This is a genomic window from Paenibacillus humicola, assembly GCF_028826105.1.
Classification (GTDB): Bacteria; Bacillota; Bacilli; order Paenibacillales; family Paenibacillaceae; genus Paenibacillus_Z; species Paenibacillus_Z humicola.
Genome location: NZ_JAQGPL010000001.1, coordinates 452,143 through 469,501 on the forward strand (window position 1 = coordinate 452,143; position 17,359 = coordinate 469,501).

At 45.7% G+C, this 17,359-nt stretch carries 18 protein-coding genes and 2 pseudogenes; 15 read left to right on the top strand and 5 right to left on the bottom strand.

The window, feature by feature from the left end:
* Window positions 1–2: 2 nt before the first annotated feature.
* From PD282_RS02125 to PD282_RS02135, 3 genes are read right to left on the bottom strand one after another with little or no spacing between them, the layout of a single operon-like run.
* On the bottom strand, window positions 3–860 hold the full coding sequence (locus PD282_RS02125; protein WP_274648747.1) for an amidohydrolase family protein: 858 nt from the start codon (window positions 858–860) through the stop codon (window positions 3–5).
* 39 nt (window positions 861–899) lie between these two features.
* The gene (locus PD282_RS02130; protein WP_274648748.1) at window positions 900–1,919 is read right to left on the bottom strand and encodes a zinc-dependent alcohol dehydrogenase; all 1,020 of its coding nucleotides are present in this window, start codon (window positions 1,917–1,919) and stop codon (window positions 900–902) included.
* Window positions 1,920–1,960: 41 nt separating this feature from the next.
* Window positions 1,961–3,109, bottom strand: a complete 1,149-nt coding sequence (locus PD282_RS02135) for an enolase C-terminal domain-like protein (protein WP_274648749.1) — start codon at window positions 3,107–3,109, stop codon at window positions 1,961–1,963.
* Between the two features lie 324 nt (window positions 3,110–3,433).
* Here PD282_RS02135 and PD282_RS02140 point away from each other — a divergent pair, with 324 nt between their 5' ends.
* The 4 genes from PD282_RS02140 to PD282_RS02150 all read left to right on the top strand — a co-directional run bounded on the left by PD282_RS02140 (window position 3,434) and on the right by PD282_RS02150 (window position 6,635).
* On the top strand, window positions 3,434–4,141 hold the full coding sequence (locus PD282_RS02140; RefSeq protein ID WP_274648750.1) for a DNA alkylation repair protein: 708 nt from the start codon (window positions 3,434–3,436) through the stop codon (window positions 4,139–4,141).
* Window positions 4,142–4,168: 27 nt separating this feature from the next.
* Complete coding sequence (locus tag PD282_RS02145; RefSeq protein WP_274648751.1) at window positions 4,169–4,963, top strand: RIO1 family regulatory kinase/ATPase domain-containing protein; 795 nt, start codon at window positions 4,169–4,171, stop codon at window positions 4,961–4,963.
* Between the two features lie 487 nt (window positions 4,964–5,450).
* Window positions 5,451–5,696, top strand: coding sequence for a DUF2651 family protein (locus PD282_RS27415; RefSeq protein WP_420832337.1), 246 nt, complete (start codon window positions 5,451–5,453; stop codon window positions 5,694–5,696).
* A gap of 435 nt (window positions 5,697–6,131) precedes the next feature.
* On the top strand, window positions 6,132–6,635 hold the full coding sequence (locus tag PD282_RS02150; RefSeq protein WP_274648752.1) for a tetratricopeptide repeat protein: 504 nt from the start codon (window positions 6,132–6,134) through the stop codon (window positions 6,633–6,635).
* A gap of 207 nt (window positions 6,636–6,842) precedes the next feature.
* On the opposite strand, the gene PD282_RS02155 is transcribed toward PD282_RS02150, so the two are convergent.
* Complete coding sequence (locus tag PD282_RS02155) at window positions 6,843–7,775, bottom strand: hypothetical protein (protein ID WP_274648753.1); 933 nt, start codon at window positions 7,773–7,775, stop codon at window positions 6,843–6,845.
* A gap of 145 nt (window positions 7,776–7,920) precedes the next feature.
* Entirely contained in the window at window positions 7,921–8,253 is a 333-nt protein-coding gene (locus PD282_RS02160; protein ID WP_274648754.1) for a thioredoxin family protein, read from the bottom strand.
* A 177-nt stretch (window positions 8,254–8,430) separates the two neighbouring features.
* Between PD282_RS02160 and PD282_RS02165 the strand changes: the two genes are divergently transcribed.
* The 11 genes and pseudogenes from PD282_RS02165 (at window position 8,431) to PD282_RS02210 (ending at window position 17,134) form a co-directional block, all read left to right on the top strand.
* The gene (locus tag PD282_RS02165) at window positions 8,431–8,850 is read left to right on the top strand and encodes an Lrp/AsnC family transcriptional regulator (protein ID WP_274648755.1); all 420 of its coding nucleotides are present in this window, start codon (window positions 8,431–8,433) and stop codon (window positions 8,848–8,850) included.
* Between the two features lie 1,214 nt (window positions 8,851–10,064).
* Window positions 10,065–10,988, top strand: a complete 924-nt coding sequence (locus tag PD282_RS02170; RefSeq protein ID WP_274648756.1) for a phosphotransferase enzyme family protein — start codon at window positions 10,065–10,067, stop codon at window positions 10,986–10,988.
* Window positions 10,989–11,408: 420 nt separating this feature from the next.
* On the top strand, window positions 11,409–12,137 hold the full coding sequence (locus PD282_RS02175; protein WP_274648757.1) for a class I SAM-dependent methyltransferase: 729 nt from the start codon (window positions 11,409–11,411) through the stop codon (window positions 12,135–12,137).
* A 225-nt stretch (window positions 12,138–12,362) separates the two neighbouring features.
* Window positions 12,363–12,920 (top strand): ATP-binding protein, encoded by a 558-nt coding sequence (locus PD282_RS02180; RefSeq protein WP_274648758.1) that lies wholly within the window; start codon window positions 12,363–12,365, stop codon window positions 12,918–12,920.
* A gap of 61 nt (window positions 12,921–12,981) precedes the next feature.
* Window positions 12,982–13,647, top strand: a complete 666-nt coding sequence (locus tag PD282_RS02185; protein WP_274648759.1) for an HAD family hydrolase — start codon at window positions 12,982–12,984, stop codon at window positions 13,645–13,647.
* A 22-nt stretch (window positions 13,648–13,669) separates the two neighbouring features.
* Complete coding sequence (locus PD282_RS02190; RefSeq protein WP_274648760.1) at window positions 13,670–14,236, top strand: histidine phosphatase family protein; 567 nt, start codon at window positions 13,670–13,672, stop codon at window positions 14,234–14,236.
* 579 nt (window positions 14,237–14,815) lie between these two features.
* A pseudogene (gene tnpA, locus PD282_RS27420) lies at window positions 14,816–14,941 on the top strand (IS66 family insertion sequence element accessory protein TnpA); the annotation flags it as partial.
* Window positions 14,942–15,022: 81 nt separating this feature from the next.
* Window positions 15,023–15,184 (top strand): annotated as a pseudogene (locus PD282_RS02195) (IS66 family transposase); the annotation flags it as partial.
* 179 nt (window positions 15,185–15,363) lie between these two features.
* Window positions 15,364–15,807, top strand: a complete 444-nt coding sequence (locus PD282_RS02200; protein WP_274648761.1) for an NUDIX hydrolase — start codon at window positions 15,364–15,366, stop codon at window positions 15,805–15,807.
* Window positions 15,808–16,035: 228 nt separating this feature from the next.
* The gene (locus PD282_RS02205) at window positions 16,036–16,566 is read left to right on the top strand and encodes a dihydrofolate reductase family protein (RefSeq protein WP_274648762.1); all 531 of its coding nucleotides are present in this window, start codon (window positions 16,036–16,038) and stop codon (window positions 16,564–16,566) included.
* A 286-nt stretch (window positions 16,567–16,852) separates the two neighbouring features.
* The gene (locus tag PD282_RS02210; protein ID WP_274648763.1) at window positions 16,853–17,134 is read left to right on the top strand and encodes a GNAT family N-acetyltransferase; all 282 of its coding nucleotides are present in this window, start codon (window positions 16,853–16,855) and stop codon (window positions 17,132–17,134) included.
* Window positions 17,135–17,359 lie beyond the last annotated feature (225 nt).

The window sequence follows — 17,359 nt, forward strand, 5'->3', positions numbered from 1 at the left end:
AATTAGGTATTGGATCCCTGTATATTCAAGCCATAAAACCGGGCTGCATTGCCGCCGTAAACGCCGGCCAGCTCCTCCTCGGTCCAGCTATCGTCCAGACAGTACTCGAACAAATCGACGACACTGCCGTAGGTGGCCGAATATAAGCAGATCGGCCAATCGCTGCCGAACATGACCCTTTTCTTGCCAAATACGTCGATCACATGTTTGGCATACGGCGCGATGTCTTCCTTTGACCATGGCGCACCCGTTCGCCCGGAGACCATGCCGGACAGCTTGCACATGATATGAGGATAGGCGGCGATCCGCTCCATTTGGCTTGCCCAGGGCTCCCATTCTTTCTGCCCGATTGCGGGCTTCGCGATATGGTCAATCACCGCATGCCATTCGGGAACCTGCTCCAATACTTGAAGGATATAGGAAAGATGTCTGGGGTTCGCCTGCAAATCCATCCGAAAGCCCGCCTCGGTCAAGTGCTTGATCCGCCCGATCACGTCCTCCCGGATGATCCAGTCGGAAGGCAAATCTTGAATCATCGGACGGAAGCTTACGAATTTGGGATTCCTTCGATAATGGCTCAGTTTCTCCTCGAAATCTGCGGATTCCAGGTCCAGCCAGCCGACAACCCCCGCCACCGTCTCCTCCCGTTCCGCAAGCTCCAACAAGAAATCGGTTTCCTCTGCAGTAGGAGCGGCTTGAACGATAATGGTTTTGTCGATCCGAAACCGGATTAAGTGCGGTTTTAAATGCTCGGGCATATAATCGGCATACATGCTGCCCAGAGAAGGCTGAAGCCACCCGTAATCGTTTCGCGACGTCAGCCAATAGTGCTGATGGGAATCAATTCTGATTATGGTCACCATCTCCGTTTCATTTTTGCCGGCTTCGATCCGGTTGTCTTACGGCTCCAGAAAAATTTTCGATTCGCCCACCAGGCCATCGGTCAAGGAAGCGAAGCATTCCCCGCCTTGCTCCAGCGCTTCCGTCCGGCTCCAGCCCCGTTCATGAATTTTTTCGAGTGAAAGCAGTTCAAGCGCGTCGGTAAAATCCTGAACGGTATAACAAAACGACCCTTTCACTTCAATTTCTTGGCGAATGAGATGATTGACGGGCAGTTCCGTTCCGTCTATGCCAAGGCCGATATTCATGACCGTGCCGCCTGCATTCAAAATGCCGACCGCCAATTCCCGGGTAGGTTGAAAGCCTGCGGCATCGATCACGATATCCACTCCCCGGGGTCCTGCGGCATCGCGAATTTGCGCAACGGCGTCGCCGCTGCCTGCCTGAATGACATGATCGAAGCCTAGTTTCTTCATATTGTCGATCCGCTTTTCGTTTCGGTCCAGCAGGATAACCTTCGATGCTCCCAGAATACGCGACACATACGCGGCAAGGACGCCTAACGCACCTGTTCCAATGACGACTACGCCGGGAACCGAATGGGAGTCGAAAGCACGCCGGGCGGCGCGAAGCGCGCAAGCAAGAGGCTCGGTCAAGGAAGCGCTTCGAAAACTTAAGCGATCGGGAATCGGATAGACGCAGCTTTCCGGAACCGTCACATATTCCGCATAGCCGCCCGGGCGGTGAATGCCGACGATCTGCCTGTTCACGCACAGGTTACTGCGTCCCCTGATGCAGGACAGACACGTGCCGCACGAGATTAGCGGATTTACCACGACGCGGTCCCCTTCGTGTAGGCGCTTGCATGAATCGCCAAGCGCTTCCACAACGCCCGAAATCTCATGTCCCATCAAAAGCGGGGGCGTTCGTAAGCTGTTATGCCCCAGATATCCCTCCAAATCGGAACCGCATATACCTACGCTGCGCACCCGAATCCGTACTTCGCCTTCCCGGGGGAGCGGGGTCTCCAGCTCGGTCATGCCCATCTGCCGCGGATTGGTCCACATCAATGCTTTCATGATCAGATTTGTCCTCCTTCGTTCGGATATTTCGTGCAGCGTTAATGGATTTCCGTAATCAGCTCTTGCGCCCGGTCGCTTAAACGAATGCCCGCTCCCGGCCCTTCCGGGAGCTCGAACCATCCGTTCTTCGGAGCGGGCAGGCCGTCGATGACCGGATCGTCGTTTCGCTCGTCGGCCCGGTAAATATATTCCGCCAGCGGGATATTGGCATCGGCAAAAATGAGATGCAGCGCCCATGGCTGAAGCCCGCCCGCATGCGGGATCACCTGAATATGATGGGCGGAAGCCATCGCGGAAATTTTCCTCGCCTCCGAGAGTCCGCCGCACCAGCAAATATCGGGCTGCAAAATTTCCGCGGCTCTTACCTCCAGCAGCTCGGCGAAACCCCATCTGGTATACTCATGCTCGCCCGTAGCAATAGCCGTGGACGATATTTTCCGATTGATCATTCCGTATCCTTTATAATCGTCCGGGGGCAGCGATTCCTCGATCCATCGGATCCGGTAAGGCTCCAGCTCTTTTGCCATGCGAATCGTATAGTCCACATTCCATCCCATGTAGCAGTCCAGCATCAGCTCCATATCCGGGCCGAGCGTCTCCCTTGCCTTGCGAACCAGCTCCACATTTTTCCGGATGCCTTCCTGTCCGGAATGCGGGCCGTACGGCATGGCCAGCTTCTGGCCCCAATAGCCGCTGCCCTTAACCTTGTCGTACTCGTTTCCGGTCACATATGCCTGCACCTTGTCTTTAACGGGTCCTCCTAGCGTTTGGTACAGCGGTTCGCTGCGCGCTTTGGCGATTAAATCCCATAAGGCGAGATCGACGGCGGAGATCGCCATGATCGGGAGGCCCTTCCTTCCGTACGGCAAGGAGGACTTAAACAAAATATCCCAAAGCTTTTCGACCTGAAAGGGATTTTGGCCCATGAGCAGCTGTTCAAAATGATGCTTGATGATTGAAGCCGCAGCCATCCCTCCGGTGCTGAACCCCAATCCGTCCACACCTTCATCCGTCTCGATTCGCACCAATACCCGTTGATCCATCCCCCTCCAGGATGAGCGGCGGGCGCCGTACTCGGGATAGATCGACAACGGGTTGGCAATCACGGTTTCCGAAAGCCAGGACCTTCCGGTCTGTATGTTTTTGGACTCGTTTTGTACATAAACGTTCACCTTCGTTACTTTCATGCTCGAATCACTCCTTTGTACGTTCGTATAGTCCCGGGACGGTTATATTAAAAATAGCACGAACGCACGCAAAAGGAATGAAGAAAACTTAGAAAAGTATTAACAAATCATAGATGACGAAAACGAAAATCCGGGAAGAACGCGGCGGAACCGCCCGGCTAAACTGGAAGAAGAGCATAAATAAGGGGATTCTTATGAGTACCGTTCCTATGATAAAATGACCCATAAAAGGAGACAAACGTTCGATAAGCTGCAGCATGGCTGCGCGGCTGTCTCGCTTTGCGAATAGTACTTGCATTCATCCTAAGAAAGGAAGTGCAGAAAATGAATTTCGAAACCGTTATGCAGGAGCTTGAAGCATTGGGGAAAGAACGTCTGAAAAAAATGTACATCTCCAATGGCGCGCACGAGCCGCTTTTTGGCGTGGCGACAGGCGCTATGAAACCGATGGCAAAGAAAATCAAAATGAACCTCTCTTTAGCTGAACAGCTGTATGCCACAGGTAACTACGATGCGATGTACTTTGCGGGCGTCATCGCGGACCCGAAAGCCATGACCGAGTCGGATTATGACCGCTGGATGGATGCGGCGTATTTTTATATGCTGTCCGATTATGTGGTGGCCGTCACGTTATCCGAGTCGGATCTTGCACAAGACGTAGCCGATAAATGGATTGCCAGCGGTGACGAGCTGAGAATGTCGGGGGGCTGGAGCTGCTATTGCTGGCTTTTAGGGAACCGCAAAGACCATGAATTTTCCGAAATCAAAATTTCCCATATGCTAGATCTTGTGAAAAACTCGATTCACGATTCACCGGAACGAACGAAATCCGCGATGAATAATTTTTTATACACCGTGGCGATTTCCTATTTGCCGCAGCATGAGAAGGCCGTCCAGACTGCAAAAGAAGTCGGTACGGTAGAACTCAAACGGGAAGGAAAAAAAAGCAGCCTCCTAAACGCTTCCGAAAGTATTCGAAAAGAAATGGAGCGAGGAAGGCTTGGGTTCAAACGCAGATATGTAAGGTGTTAAATATTATCGGTATGTCGGGGTGAAAAAATGGGGCTATCCGAAGAAGTGTTGCATTCCTTTCATCTGAGCGGGGATATCGTGGCCTTAAGCGGCGGACAGAATACATCGGTAAGAGTGGGGCGCGCGGTCTTAAAGCCTGTGGATGATCGTCAGCATTATGAATGGCTGCTGAATATTATTTACCATCTCGACCCGCAAGGGTATCGGCTATCAAAGCCGATAAGAAGTAAATCCGGCACTTTTGTCAGTCATGGGTGGATTTGTACTCATTTTGAAACGGGACAGGATGTCAAAGGGCGGATAGAAGATAAGCTTCTCGTATCGAGATTATTTCACCGCGACCTGTCTTCGATTGGTTTCGGGGACATCCCTCCGATCGACAACCCTTGGTCCAAGGGTCATCGGATTGCATGGCAAGTAGATGGTTTGCCAAGCGAGCTGCCTCAAGAGATTCAAGAGTGTCTGCACGACTTGCTTAGCAGGGTTCGTAAGAAAGAGCACGATCAGGTGCAGCTTGTTCATAGCGACTTGTCGGGGAATATTCTTTTTGACCAGGATTTAGAGCCATTGGTCATTGATTTTTCTCCAACGATTGCCCCGGTAGAATATGCGGAGGCCATTCTAGTTTGCGATTGTATAGCCTGGCAGGGAAGCGAGGTTTCGGAGATCGATCTGCTTCCAAGCAATGAGCTGTATAAAGAAATGATCACCCGGGCAATCATTTTCCGCTTAGCGGTTTCCGCTATTTTTTCAAGAGGGGATCGTCATCAATTTTTTTGCGAGTATCAGGCATTCAAACCTATTATGGAGTATATCGAGTAAGACTTGCATGCTGGATAAAAAAGGTTCCAACCGACGATAGGGCTCCCGACGCTCCGGTCTGGCGGTCTCACTTCGCTATAGTTTGATTCCCAAAAGGATGTTAATGCAATGGAGGATGATTCTTTAACCTCATCGTGAATCGTAGGATAAAGGGGGATATTATGAAGGGTTTTTCCTTTTATTTCTCTTTAATAATTGGAACGGCTTTGCTCATTTTAGGAACAGCACCATTTGTTTACAGTTATCCTTATAGCGTTGGCCCCGAATCAGGACCATCAAACACACGAGAGCTTTTTTTAATGATTTCTTATGAAGGAAGGGTATGGTTTCTAATTATCGGGATTTTCTTCTTTGCGTTTTCGTTTTTCAGACTACGATACAAGTCAAAGAATGCCAATACATTACGCTGACCGTTCTTTGAAGCTTGAAGGAGGGTATTTCTATTCATATCGTCCTCTGGTTAACAATTGTTCTCCCCCTATTCGTCGTGCTATTGAATATCCTTGGTTACTTTCTAACAAAAAGAGCATTTTTGTTTCCGTTAACGACCTTTATTGCGGCTGGCGTTTGGGTGTGGATCGCGAAAAATAATTCGATCATCTTTTGGTGGATTATTTACACTGCTCTTGCCATTCTTGCTAGTTATACGAGCAAGTTTGTTCGTTCATTTTACTTGTTACACCTATTGATATTAGTCCCAAAATGGTTGAAGCCTGTAAAAGGCGAATCGTAAAACGGGGTTCCCACCTTTCGTGAATTCCATCGTGAGCTGAAACCAGGGGGAAGCTTGATTTTCTCCGTTCATCATCTTTCATGGACTTTACACATTTTGACCGACCCGACTACTTTGCTCACGAGTTACTGATGGAGATCTGGAACAAAAAAGAATCCGGCCCTGTGGAGGTCACTTTCTACAGGAGGCCCCTTCAAGAGATTCTTAACGTAACATCAGCACATTTTGCAATTAACCAAATTATCGAACCAAAGCCAAGTTTGGACTTTAAGGATTTACCCGAGGCGAGTAACTTACACAAAATGGTTTGATCATCTTACAACAAATCCACATTTTTTTATTGTGAAAGCTTGCAAATTATGATCAATCTGCGAGCGGCGGCTACTCCACGAACGGGCAGAAGAGCGTAAAAACCTTGGGGAGGATGTACCAAAGATGCGAGATCGTTTAGCTAAGGCAATTCAGTTGCGTGAGGAGGGGCGAGCTAAACAAGATGAATCTATTCTGGCGCAAGCCCGTGCGCTTCTTTTAGATTTGGCTGCTCTCTACCCAAATGATGCGCAAATAAACTTTCAGACAGGAGTCGCACACGACAATACGGGAATGGGCAAAGAAGCCATTTCGTATTATCTGAGTGCTATCGATTTGGGTCTTTCTGGACCGGATCTTGAAAGGTGCTTACTTGGGCTGGGAAGCACGTACCGTGCACTGGGTAACTATCAGGAAGCAGTGGAAACATTACGTCGAGGTGTGAGGAAATTTCCAAACAACAGAGCTATCCAAGTTTTTCTTGCGATAGCCCTTTACAATACGCAGAACTACAAAGAAGCAATGGAACTGGTTTTGATTAACTTGATGGAGACAACCTCAGACGAAAAACTTCAATTTTTCAAACGGGGAATTTCTTACTATGCGGAACATCTTGATGAGACATGGTAATGGGCTCTTAGGGAGCTTTAGTTCAAGATAAACATTTGCAGCTTCGAGCTTAATGTGGTTCGCTGCCAATGAAACTGCCGGCCTTATGATTGCGCGGCAGCTCCTTTTGAGGTTGAAGTTATCGGCCGGTAGAGGAAAAAACGGGGTTTCCACAAGGAAGCGTCCCGTTTTTCTTGACCCAATTCAATTTAGGATAAAGTGGAAAGACTATAAGTTATTAAGCATTTGAATTGCCTTCGTCCTTCGCTTCATTTCAATTTTTTTATACACCAATACTGAAGATAACAGGAATACAGATGCAACCAATGAAACTAACGGTAACATCGTAACATTATCTTTTGGGAAAACAAACGGCAGCAGTGTGAAGCCGTAAGCTGCTGGCATGCGCATGCCGACAATACGCAACAGAATAAGCATCAAAAGCATATCTAATATCGTTGCCACTATCCACAAATCAATAGACAAGTACACTAGCGTTCCGACAGTCGCAGATATTGTCAACACAAGCCCTTGCTTAAAAGCCATCTTGCCGATATACATCGGCTTCTGAAGAGACTCATACACAACAACGAGAATAGGCGGTATAACTGCGAGTTGTTCGTATCCAACAAGCCAGCATAAACCCATCCACACGAAAGTCAGCACTAAGAAAACGAGCATATACCTGTAATTTATTTTAACTTTCTTCTCAAGTCCTTTATTTAAACCAAATACGAGAACCCCGAGCATTAATATGAAGGTTTCAATGAAAACCGAAATAATAAATGACCATTCGTTTGCATTCACAACTAACGGTAGTAAACCCGTTGCAATGGACGGTGCTAAGTTCGACTGAATGATGCGCATAAAGAGCATCAAGAGTACGATGGTCAGGCTGACTTTTCCCAGATAAGGAATATTTAAATGATTCACCACGAAACCGATGGCGGCAGTGAAAGAAGGTGCAAGAAAAATCTTTGAGGGTTGCCTGATCCATCCTTCTTCTCGGTACACCCACATAGCAACCGCCATTGCAGCAGCTTCCGGCAGAATAAGCTGGTGATCTTTCAACATCACTGCAGCCGTAATCATCGAGATAATAAATATAAAAGCCATACTATATGAAATAAACGTTACTTTCTTTGAAATGACTGAATCCATATCCTACACTCCTTTGTTTCACCTGGCCAGCATTTCATACGTTTTTAGTACGGAAGAGGCGATTTCCGGAACTCCGGATTCGTTGCCCCCACATCGCCTCAAATGAAGAAATGCAATTAATACTTTAGAATGTCTTTGCTGATCTTCAACAAGTATCCCCTATAGAGGTGTAAAATTGTACTTTTTGAATCAATGAGTCCTGACTTTGAAATCCTTCTAATTTCTCGACCCGATACCCGTCTTTGAATAGAATCAAAGTTGGGAGACTCGTTACACCGTACTCCTCTTCCAACTCCTTTTCAATTTGGACATTCACTCTTGCGATTACAGCTTGATGCTTAAATTTTTCCGCCAATTCTTCAATGACCGGCAGTTGCAGCTTACAATGTGCACAAGAAGGTGCCCAAAACTCGACCAATGTCACTCCCTGATTAATATACTCTTGAAAATTGCTTTTTATTAAAGTGGTAGCTTCCATGTAACAAACCTCCTTTTAATGTTTTCTTGCTCATCTGCGCTATAAAAAAAATAGCTGCTAGACAATTAGGTGTAAGGTGATATAACTAAGTATAGCGACGATTTCTAATGAACAGAATAAGTTGATGAAACGGTTCTCTGCTTCCAAGTTTCATGATGAAAGGACTAAATCATTATTATGATTGATCATGTGGATCTCAAAATACTGGCTTTATTAAGGGAAAACTCAAGAATACAATGGAAGGATATTGGTAAAGAAATACACATGACTGGGCAGGCTGTGGGAAATCGCATTCGAAGGTTAGAGGAATTGGGCATCATTGAACAATATACGATTGCGATAAATAAGGCCAAGCTTGGGCAGCCTGTGACTGCATTTATTAATATTTTTGTTGATTCCGTTAATCATCCGGCATTTCATAAGTTTTTCAATGCGGAAGAGGCGATTTCCGAGGTACACCGGATCAGTGGGGATGGATGTTCCTTTTTGTTGACTGCACACTTTGCCTCAAATGAAGAAATGCAATTACTTCTTGACCGCATCTTAAAGTATGGCCACTATCGTGTTAACCTTTCAATTGTAAAGTTAAAGTCCTAAAGTGAGAAAGTGAGAAAAGAGACCGTTTACAAAAGTAACCGAAAAACAATCATTGCAAGAAAGCGAACTGTCACAGAACATAAAAAAGTAAAACAAAATGGAATGGTATACCTTGTTTCGGGGAATAACAAACACAGAACGATCCAAAGTGAGCCACCTTACGAAGGAATACCGCTAGAAAAAAATGTGCCAGGATTTAATCGTAGTCCCGGAAATTGAGGTAACTCCGCACGTTGAAGTTCAGAAGCTTAAAGGTGTTTGCGCTATCCCGTGATCGCAACGGGCTTTAAATGCGGTCCTCTGCCATCGACAGCGTTGCTGGCTCCCGTGATGTAAGTGGCCGATCCGAAGGGAATGCCATGAAGCTCCACAAGCTCCTAAGGGTGACCCAAGCGATTAAGCAGACGAACCGCCGGTATTGGCAACCGCTGCCGCGCGGGAATACAATAACATGCGGCTGACGGACGGCTTCCGGCCGATGACGGCGTTCGTCGTAAGAATCTTACGATGCACCGACGGAACTGCCAGCTCTATAGCCCCGCCTGGTCGGCCATTTACCTGGGCGAGCCCACCTGAACTGGTCATTTCGATACCCGCCGAGCTCAACGTGTAAGCCCATCATTCCGTATATAGAAAGTCCGGTTATGAAGCCGATCGGATTTCTTATCGTGTATGTAAAACAGGCTCTAACAATTACCGTAATCGACCTCGCAAACCTCCGCCAATTTTTTCGTAACCGATGGCCGGCATTCAATGCGCTACGTTTCGAATTCGGGACAGCCATCAATTTCAGCACTTTCTTTCAATTCCTTCGGGATGTTCAAAGGCCCACAGCAAAAACAGAGTAAACTAAAATGAAAACTTTCTAATAAGGTTCATTCTCTTCCCCCTCTGTCATTTACTAGAGTAGAAAGGGTTTATTCATAGCATGAATCAAAGAGATTAGGGATAAGCCAAGTCCATAATATACTTATCAATTGACTACTCAAGAATTCGGGTGCTTAAGCGAGTGGACTAACGCGAAGACAAGAGCTCAGTGAGGCTGCCGCCGGATGGAGAGGCGTCCTCACTCCGCGAACGGTCAGCAAAGTTTATTAATAACTGTTTTTGCTATCCGGTTTATCCGAAGAAGCTGTTATACTGTTTGTAATTAAATGGATTTGAATAGGGATCTCTGTTAAAAAGGTAATTGCGAAATCAAGAGGGGGATTGAGTTGAACGGTTCATCTGAACCTGGGATTACACCCCATATAGCAGCTGGACACCCTACTGCCGGAAGTAATATTCCGCCGGGTGACGAAACCACAATTAATGCGGTTCGTTCAGAATTAAAGCGTACGTGGGGAATTGACGAGGAGCTTCAGCCACTTTCCACCGGGTCGACATCTCGAGTTTGGAGGATCAGTAACGGCATTGTTAAATTGGCACGTGATCACGACGAGCATTTCCGCGCTGGACTACGAGCGAGTCAAGCTGTAGAGACGTCAGGTATGGAAGCGGGTGCTCCTGTACTTACTTTGTCAGGTTCTCTGAGTACCATCACAACCATCAAGGATCAACACTGGATGCTTGCTGTTCTTCATCCTGTCGAAGGAATTCCAACATCACTGCATGATATTCCTCCTAGGGTACTAGGAGAGTTGCTGGCGAGGATTCATTTGAGTATGCGGGATGTCGATGCAACGGGAGCATGGACAGTTAAAGATGTTTTGGGACATATGCGACATGGTATAAAGGGCGAACAACCCGAGTCAATAAGACAAATGATATCCTCGGCGATTCATGCGGTTCGGGGTTGGTATCACCAAGCACAGCCACGCCGCCAACTCATCCGTGGTGATGGCCCAGAGCTTTTTGTGCGAGACGGGGTGATTACTGGGATGACCGATTGGGGCGGTGTTCGCTTCGGTAGTGCTGCAGACGATATCGGGTGCTGGACGCTGCATGGCGCGACACAGAACATCCGAGAGTACACTGCAGAGTTTGTACTCGGTTATGAATCAAGAAGCGTTTTAACTCTTGATGAAGAACAAGCCATCCCGTTATTCCAACAGCTTCGTCTTGCATCACGCGCTTGTTATATTACGGATCCTTCTTCACTCGCGGTGCTTGAGAAATGGATGGAGAACATCAGGTAGATGTTTTGTATCGGTAATTGACGGGGTCAGATCGTTAAGGACTTATTACGTTCTTGTCTCAACGTATTTAGCACTTTGAACGAATGGATGACGAAAGTTCAACTTTGAAGGGGCAGCCGCGCGGCTGTCCTTTACTCATGGCGTTGGACAACTAAACAAATGGAGCGTCGCCGGGATCGAGTTATTTTTTTGAACGAAACTAGCCCGCATGTGTTTATCGCTCAGATGGTTGTTTAAGTCGTTTTGATGTACTGGTTGATGAATAGGCTTATAGAATTTATTTTAAATCAAGGGACGCGGCAGCTGCCCCTTTTTTTGACTGAAGGAACTAGCAGATTTGTATGACAAGATAATCGAAAGGGGTTAGGGGATCTAAAGAGAATAATAATGTAATTCACTTGAAGTAAGGAGTGTGATCCAATGAAGGGGAAAGTTATTGAGGCTTACGATAGACTGGCAAAGGACTACGAAAAGCATGTTGATACCCAGAGCGGACATAACGCATATTACGAACGACCGGCAGTGATGAAACTTTTGCCAACGGAAATGAAGCAGCTTTCAGTTCTTGATGCCGGCTGCGCCGCGGGATGGTATACGGAGCAATTTATTAAACAAGGGGCACTTGTTACAGCGATTGATATTAGTCCCAAAATGGTTGAAGCCTGTAAAAGGCGAATCGGCGATAAGGCAACAGTACTCACATGCGATCTATCTGATCCTCTACCGTTTAACGACGAGGCGTTCGACCTTATCGTAAGTTCTTTAACCCTTCACTACATTGACAATTGGGTTCCTACCTTTCGTGAATTCCATCGCGTGCTGAAGCCAGGGGGAAGCTTGATTTTCTCCGTTCATCATCCTTTCATGGACTTTACACATTTTGATCGACCCGACTATTTCGCTCACGAGTTGCTGATGGAGATCTGGAACAAAAAAGAATCCGGCCCTGTGGAGGCCACTTTCTACAGGAGGCCGCTTCAAGAGATTCTTAACGTAACATCAGCACAGTTTATAATTAACCAAATCATCGAACCAAAACCAAGTTTGGACTTTAAGGACTTACCTGAGGCGAGTAACTGGTATACAAGATGGTTTGATTATCTTACAACTCATCCTCATTTTCTTATTGTGAAAGCTTGCAAATCATGATCAATCTGTAAACATCATTAAGACTGAATTAGACTTCGCGCGGAGTAAGATGAAGGGAATTGCATAGGTGTTATTTTTATCCATAAGGCTCTTCTTTACGATCGAGCAGAATTCACTAGTCGGCTGGGGCGAAGTGGAGTAAGATTTTTTTGGTATAGAAATGAGCTTTATTACCATTTAACACGGCAGGTCCAGTTAGGAGACGGACAAGAAACGGAGGCGCTTATGAACAGACTCGTGGTTATAACGGTCGGTAAAACGCATAGCGGTAAAACCACATTCGCCAGATCATTGGAGGCGCAACTGCATCACTCGGTTGTCTTCGATCAAGACAATCACGCTGCGTTCATTAACGCTCACTACAAATCGCTGCGTCCGAAAGAAGGTCCAAATACTCTCAAATATGCCGTCACTCAAACGATTGTCGATTATGCAGTGAATCAGGCTGAATGTAATCTGATTCTTTGTAATTCCAATCTCGCTCGGAAAAGCCGTACGGATTTGCTGGATTACTTTCGAGGAAAAGGATTTATAAGCATCCTCGTTTATTTCGATATTCCGGATGACGTGCTCCAAGCCCGCGTAGCAGCGAGTCAACGAAGCAAGGAGATTTTCCGGAACGCTTCGACATTCGCGGAAGTGCTTGCCCGTCAACAGTTGTCGGCGAATAATAGCGAAATGGCGGCACCGAAGGCCAACGAAGCAGACCATTTCTTCGTGATCAGCCGAAGCGAAGATGTTCCGGCCGTTATTGGAATGATTATCGGCATCGCAGAACGTTAATGGAGCGGAATGGTTCGGGAGTGACGAATCCATTAACGGAGAACAAAATGGAGGAAAGTCAATGGTTCAGTCATTCATCTTTGATATGGATGGGACGCTTTTTCAAACAAATAAGATTTTAGAAATATCTCTCGAAGATGCTTTTAATCAGTTAAGGTCACGTAATGAATGGGATAAGGAAACCCCAATTGATAAATATCGTGAAATAATGGGCGTACCTTTGCCAAAAGTATGGGAAGCATTGTTACCCGACCATTCTCTTGAAGTAAGAGAACGAACGGATGCTTATTTTTTGAAAAGACTAGTTGAACATATAAAAAGCGGGAATGGAGCTTTATATCCTAATGTAAAGGAAATTTTCAGATATCTAACTGAGAATAATTGTTCGATTTATATAGCAAGTAATGGCTTGACGGAGTATTTAAGAGCGATTGTGAATTATTATCATTTGGATCATTGGGTTACTGAAACATTCAGCATCCAACAGATTGAATCGTTCAATAAATCGGATTTAGTTAAGAAAATTTTGGAAAAATATGGAATTACCTATGGCGCAGTTGTGGGAGATCGTCTTTCGGATATAAATGCGGCAAAAGATAATGGTTTAATTGCAATAGGATGTAAGTTTGATTTTGCACAAGAGAACGAACTTTCTCAGGCGGATATAATTATAGATGACTTAATCGAACTAAAAAGCATTGTTAAAGGGACGAAGACGAGAGCTTAATTTAATACTAAAGGAGGCCTGTATGAAGACCATTATCTATATGGTTAGGCATGGGGAATCACCATACAATGAAGGAAATGAAAGAACAAGAGGGCTTACCCCAAAAGGAAAGACCGATATTGAAAACGTAACGAAGTTACTTATAGGTGAAGGCATAGACCTGATCATATCGAGTCCTTATACTCGAGCAATTCTTAGTGTTGAAGGATTGGCCGAGCATTTAAAGTTAGATATTAAAGTATTTGAAGATCTTAGAGAACGTCATTTTTCATCTAATATTATTGGAAATGCAGAGTTAATGTCTAGTATCAGGGAGAGTTTTAATGACCCTAATTATACCTTGCCGGATGGAGAGTCTAATGCGGCTTGTCAGAAAAGGGCAATCTCCGTTCTAAAACCCCTATTAAAAGAGCACAGAGGGAAGAAAATAGTAGTCGGAACTCATGGTCTTGTCATGACTTTGATGATGAATTATTTTGATCCGGCTTTCGGCTTGGAATTTTTGAATCAATTAAAGAAACCGGATATTTATAAAATGCAATTTGAGGACTTAGAATTAGAAGAAGTAACAAGAATGTGGAATGCTTAGATTTTATAAGGTTTATCGAAGGGGATTGTGAGATCACAATATATACGTATGTATTGGGTTATTGAATACTTAATTTTTGGGAGGGGCAACTTGAGGAAGTTACGCGGCAAAAAAAGATATTTCAAAAAACTATGGTCATTGGTCGAAAATTATCAGTTATATATAGACGATGATTCCTGGTACGATTTTTGGCATAGGCATCTTGACTTCGGTGGTCTAGGTAACACCAGTTTAAAAGTTAGAAGAGCACACATAAAATTTATTAGACGAGATAACGGAAGAAGAATTGAAAGAGTCGATAACAACCCATCCAATTATGAGTACTAGAGAAAGATGCGGAATTGAGTTCTATTTGGGGACTAGTGTCTTCAAAAGGGAAATATAAACGGGTACATCGAACATTTGCAAAATTGCAGGCTTATCGAGGGAAGATATTTAGAAATTGAATATTACCTTGCTATTGGTGAATTGGACAGACTGAGCATTCATTAGGAGGATATTAGCGTCAAACTCTCCACACCTTCAACTACTAACCTAGCTATGAGATCATGAGATTAACCTGAATACGGAGGGTAACTCATGAATGCCAAAGAACAACGCAGACAAGATTGGCACACACGTATCGCAGCCAATCGGGCAAGTGGCCTCACGATGAAAGCTTGGTGCACCGCAAATCATTGTTCTGTCGAACAATTGAAATATTGGCTGTACAAAAAAAGCGTGTATCATCACAAATTTTCTTATCCGGGTTCAAAGGTTACCTGCATGTCGATGGTTATGCATGCTCTCTTCGCTATTGAGCGCGGGCTGAAGGATGCTTCGCCAGAAGAACGATATGCCGAGCTAAAGAAGCGAAGCCTTCCGATCCTGGAGGCTTATTCGGTATGGCTCAAGCAACAGCGCTCTCAAACTCTGCCGAAGAGTCTGGTTGGAAAAGCGATTGCTTACAGAAATGTAGATGCGAATATCACTCGAATGAGCGGAGGAATGCATTTGAACTTAGAAGATCAGGAATTGCTTTAAACGAGGATAAGGTAAACGTATCTTACAATATCAACGGAGCTGTACCCCCGAACTTTTAAATTTGAGGACCAGTGGGTAAATCTGGAGGGGAGAGGAGGGTTACGATGACAGACAATCTCATTGAACGTGCTGCGGGAGGATTAGTTTTTCGTAAGACACAGGCAGGATTCCAAGTCCTGCTCATCGACGACAGGTATGGACATGTGAGTTTCCCAAAGGGTCATCTGGAATCCGGAGAGACATGGGAGGAGGCTGCGGTCCGAGAAATTTTGGAGGAGACCGGAATTAAGTCAAGAATCCTTTCACCGCTTGGAGACGTTGAATATCCAATCGAACGAAAAGGGTTAACCATTCGAAAGCAGGTCCGCTTATTCGTTCTTGAAGCCATGGATGAACAAGCAGAGCCTGTCCACCAGTCTGACGAAGTTGAAAGCGCTCAATATTTTGCATGGGAAGATGCACTTAGACTTCACGCGGAACGGGGCTATGCGAACTTAAATTGGGTGTTTGATAAGGCTAAAGCATTTTGGGATGGCACGAGAAACTAACGGATGAACGATAATGTGGAACTGCCGTGAGGACTGCTCGTCCTTTTGATGACCATTGACGGGCAGAATTAATTTATCTATCATGCTTCGTTAAGTGAAAGTTGCATTCGGTCAGGCCAGGACTGTGCATATTAGCAATCCATGAGAAACCAAACCTGCTGCTAGATGATAAAATGTAGACAAGAGGCTGCATACGGAACGTGTAAACCAAGGAGGAGAACCAATCGCATGGCAAAGATCGTTTTTGCAGCAAACCAGTCTTTGGACGGGTTCGTCGACCATACGGCATTTCACCCCGACCCCGTGCTATTCCGTCATTTCATCGACGGCGTGCGCGGCCTGGCGGGCAGCCTGTATGGGCGCCGCATGTACGAGATCATGCGGTATTGGGACGAAAACCATGTTGAATGGGATGCGTCGGCACGGGAATACGCAGCGGCGTGGCAAAGCCAACCGAAGTGGGTGGTGTCGAAGACGTTAAAGTCCGTCGGCCCGAATGCTTCTCTGATCGAGGGCGACCTTGCAGCGGCCATACGCTGGCTGAAGGATCAGTATGAAGGAGAGATTGAAGTTGCCGGGCCGGAGTTGGCGCACAGTCTGACGGAGCTCGGTCTCGTTGATGAGTATCGACTCTACCTCCATCCAGTCGTGCTGGGTCATGGCAGGCCGTTCTTTGCCGGTTCGCGGCCGCCGCTGCGCCTCGTGGCAAGCGATCGAATTGGCGAGCAGGTGATCAGGCTGGCTTACGTTCCAGCTTAGTTGTGCGGTTGACCCGCGGCCTGAAAGGCACGTTACTTTAATAGGGATTCTCCGGCTGCAGCGGCAGTCAGAGGATCCCTTATTCTTTTGAATTTGTTCCGTTATGCCAATTGACGTGCCGCGGATCGAGCGCCGGCCTCACTCCCGCTAACAGGCAGCATAGCTCAACACGAATGGCGCAAATGAAACTGTTGGTCCAATTTGTCCGCTGCTGGCTTGCATTAACCACAAAAGAGACTTTATTAAAATATATGGTAGAATATCGGTAAAACCGGGAGGTGCTTTCATGGAGGTCTCATATAAACAATATGTAATCAGTGATGATAAAACAAAAATAAATGTCCAAACGGTCATAGATTTTTTGGCAGAAAGTTACTGGGCTAATCGAAGACCACCAGAGCAGATTAAAAAATCGATTCAAAACTCTCTTTGCTATGGTGTATACGATCAGGATAAAATGATTGGCTTTGCACGGATCATTACGGACGGAGCAACAGCTTATTATTTATGTGATGTTTTTGTTTTGGAGGCCTATCGAAGGCAAGGAATTTTCGAAAAAATTAATTGATGTGATAACCAATGCTCCAGAGTTTGAGTGGATGACTGTAATTTTGGGGACCAAAGATGCTCATGGTTTGTATGAACAATTTGGGTTTGTAAGGGATTCTGAACGATTTATGAGAAAGCTGCCTCAGGCTCGAAATGCTTTTTAATAAAATTAATATGTTGAACGGATACAAATTTGAGACCTCCGTCTGTCTAAAAATGAAATGATTATCGAAGGAGGAGAAGA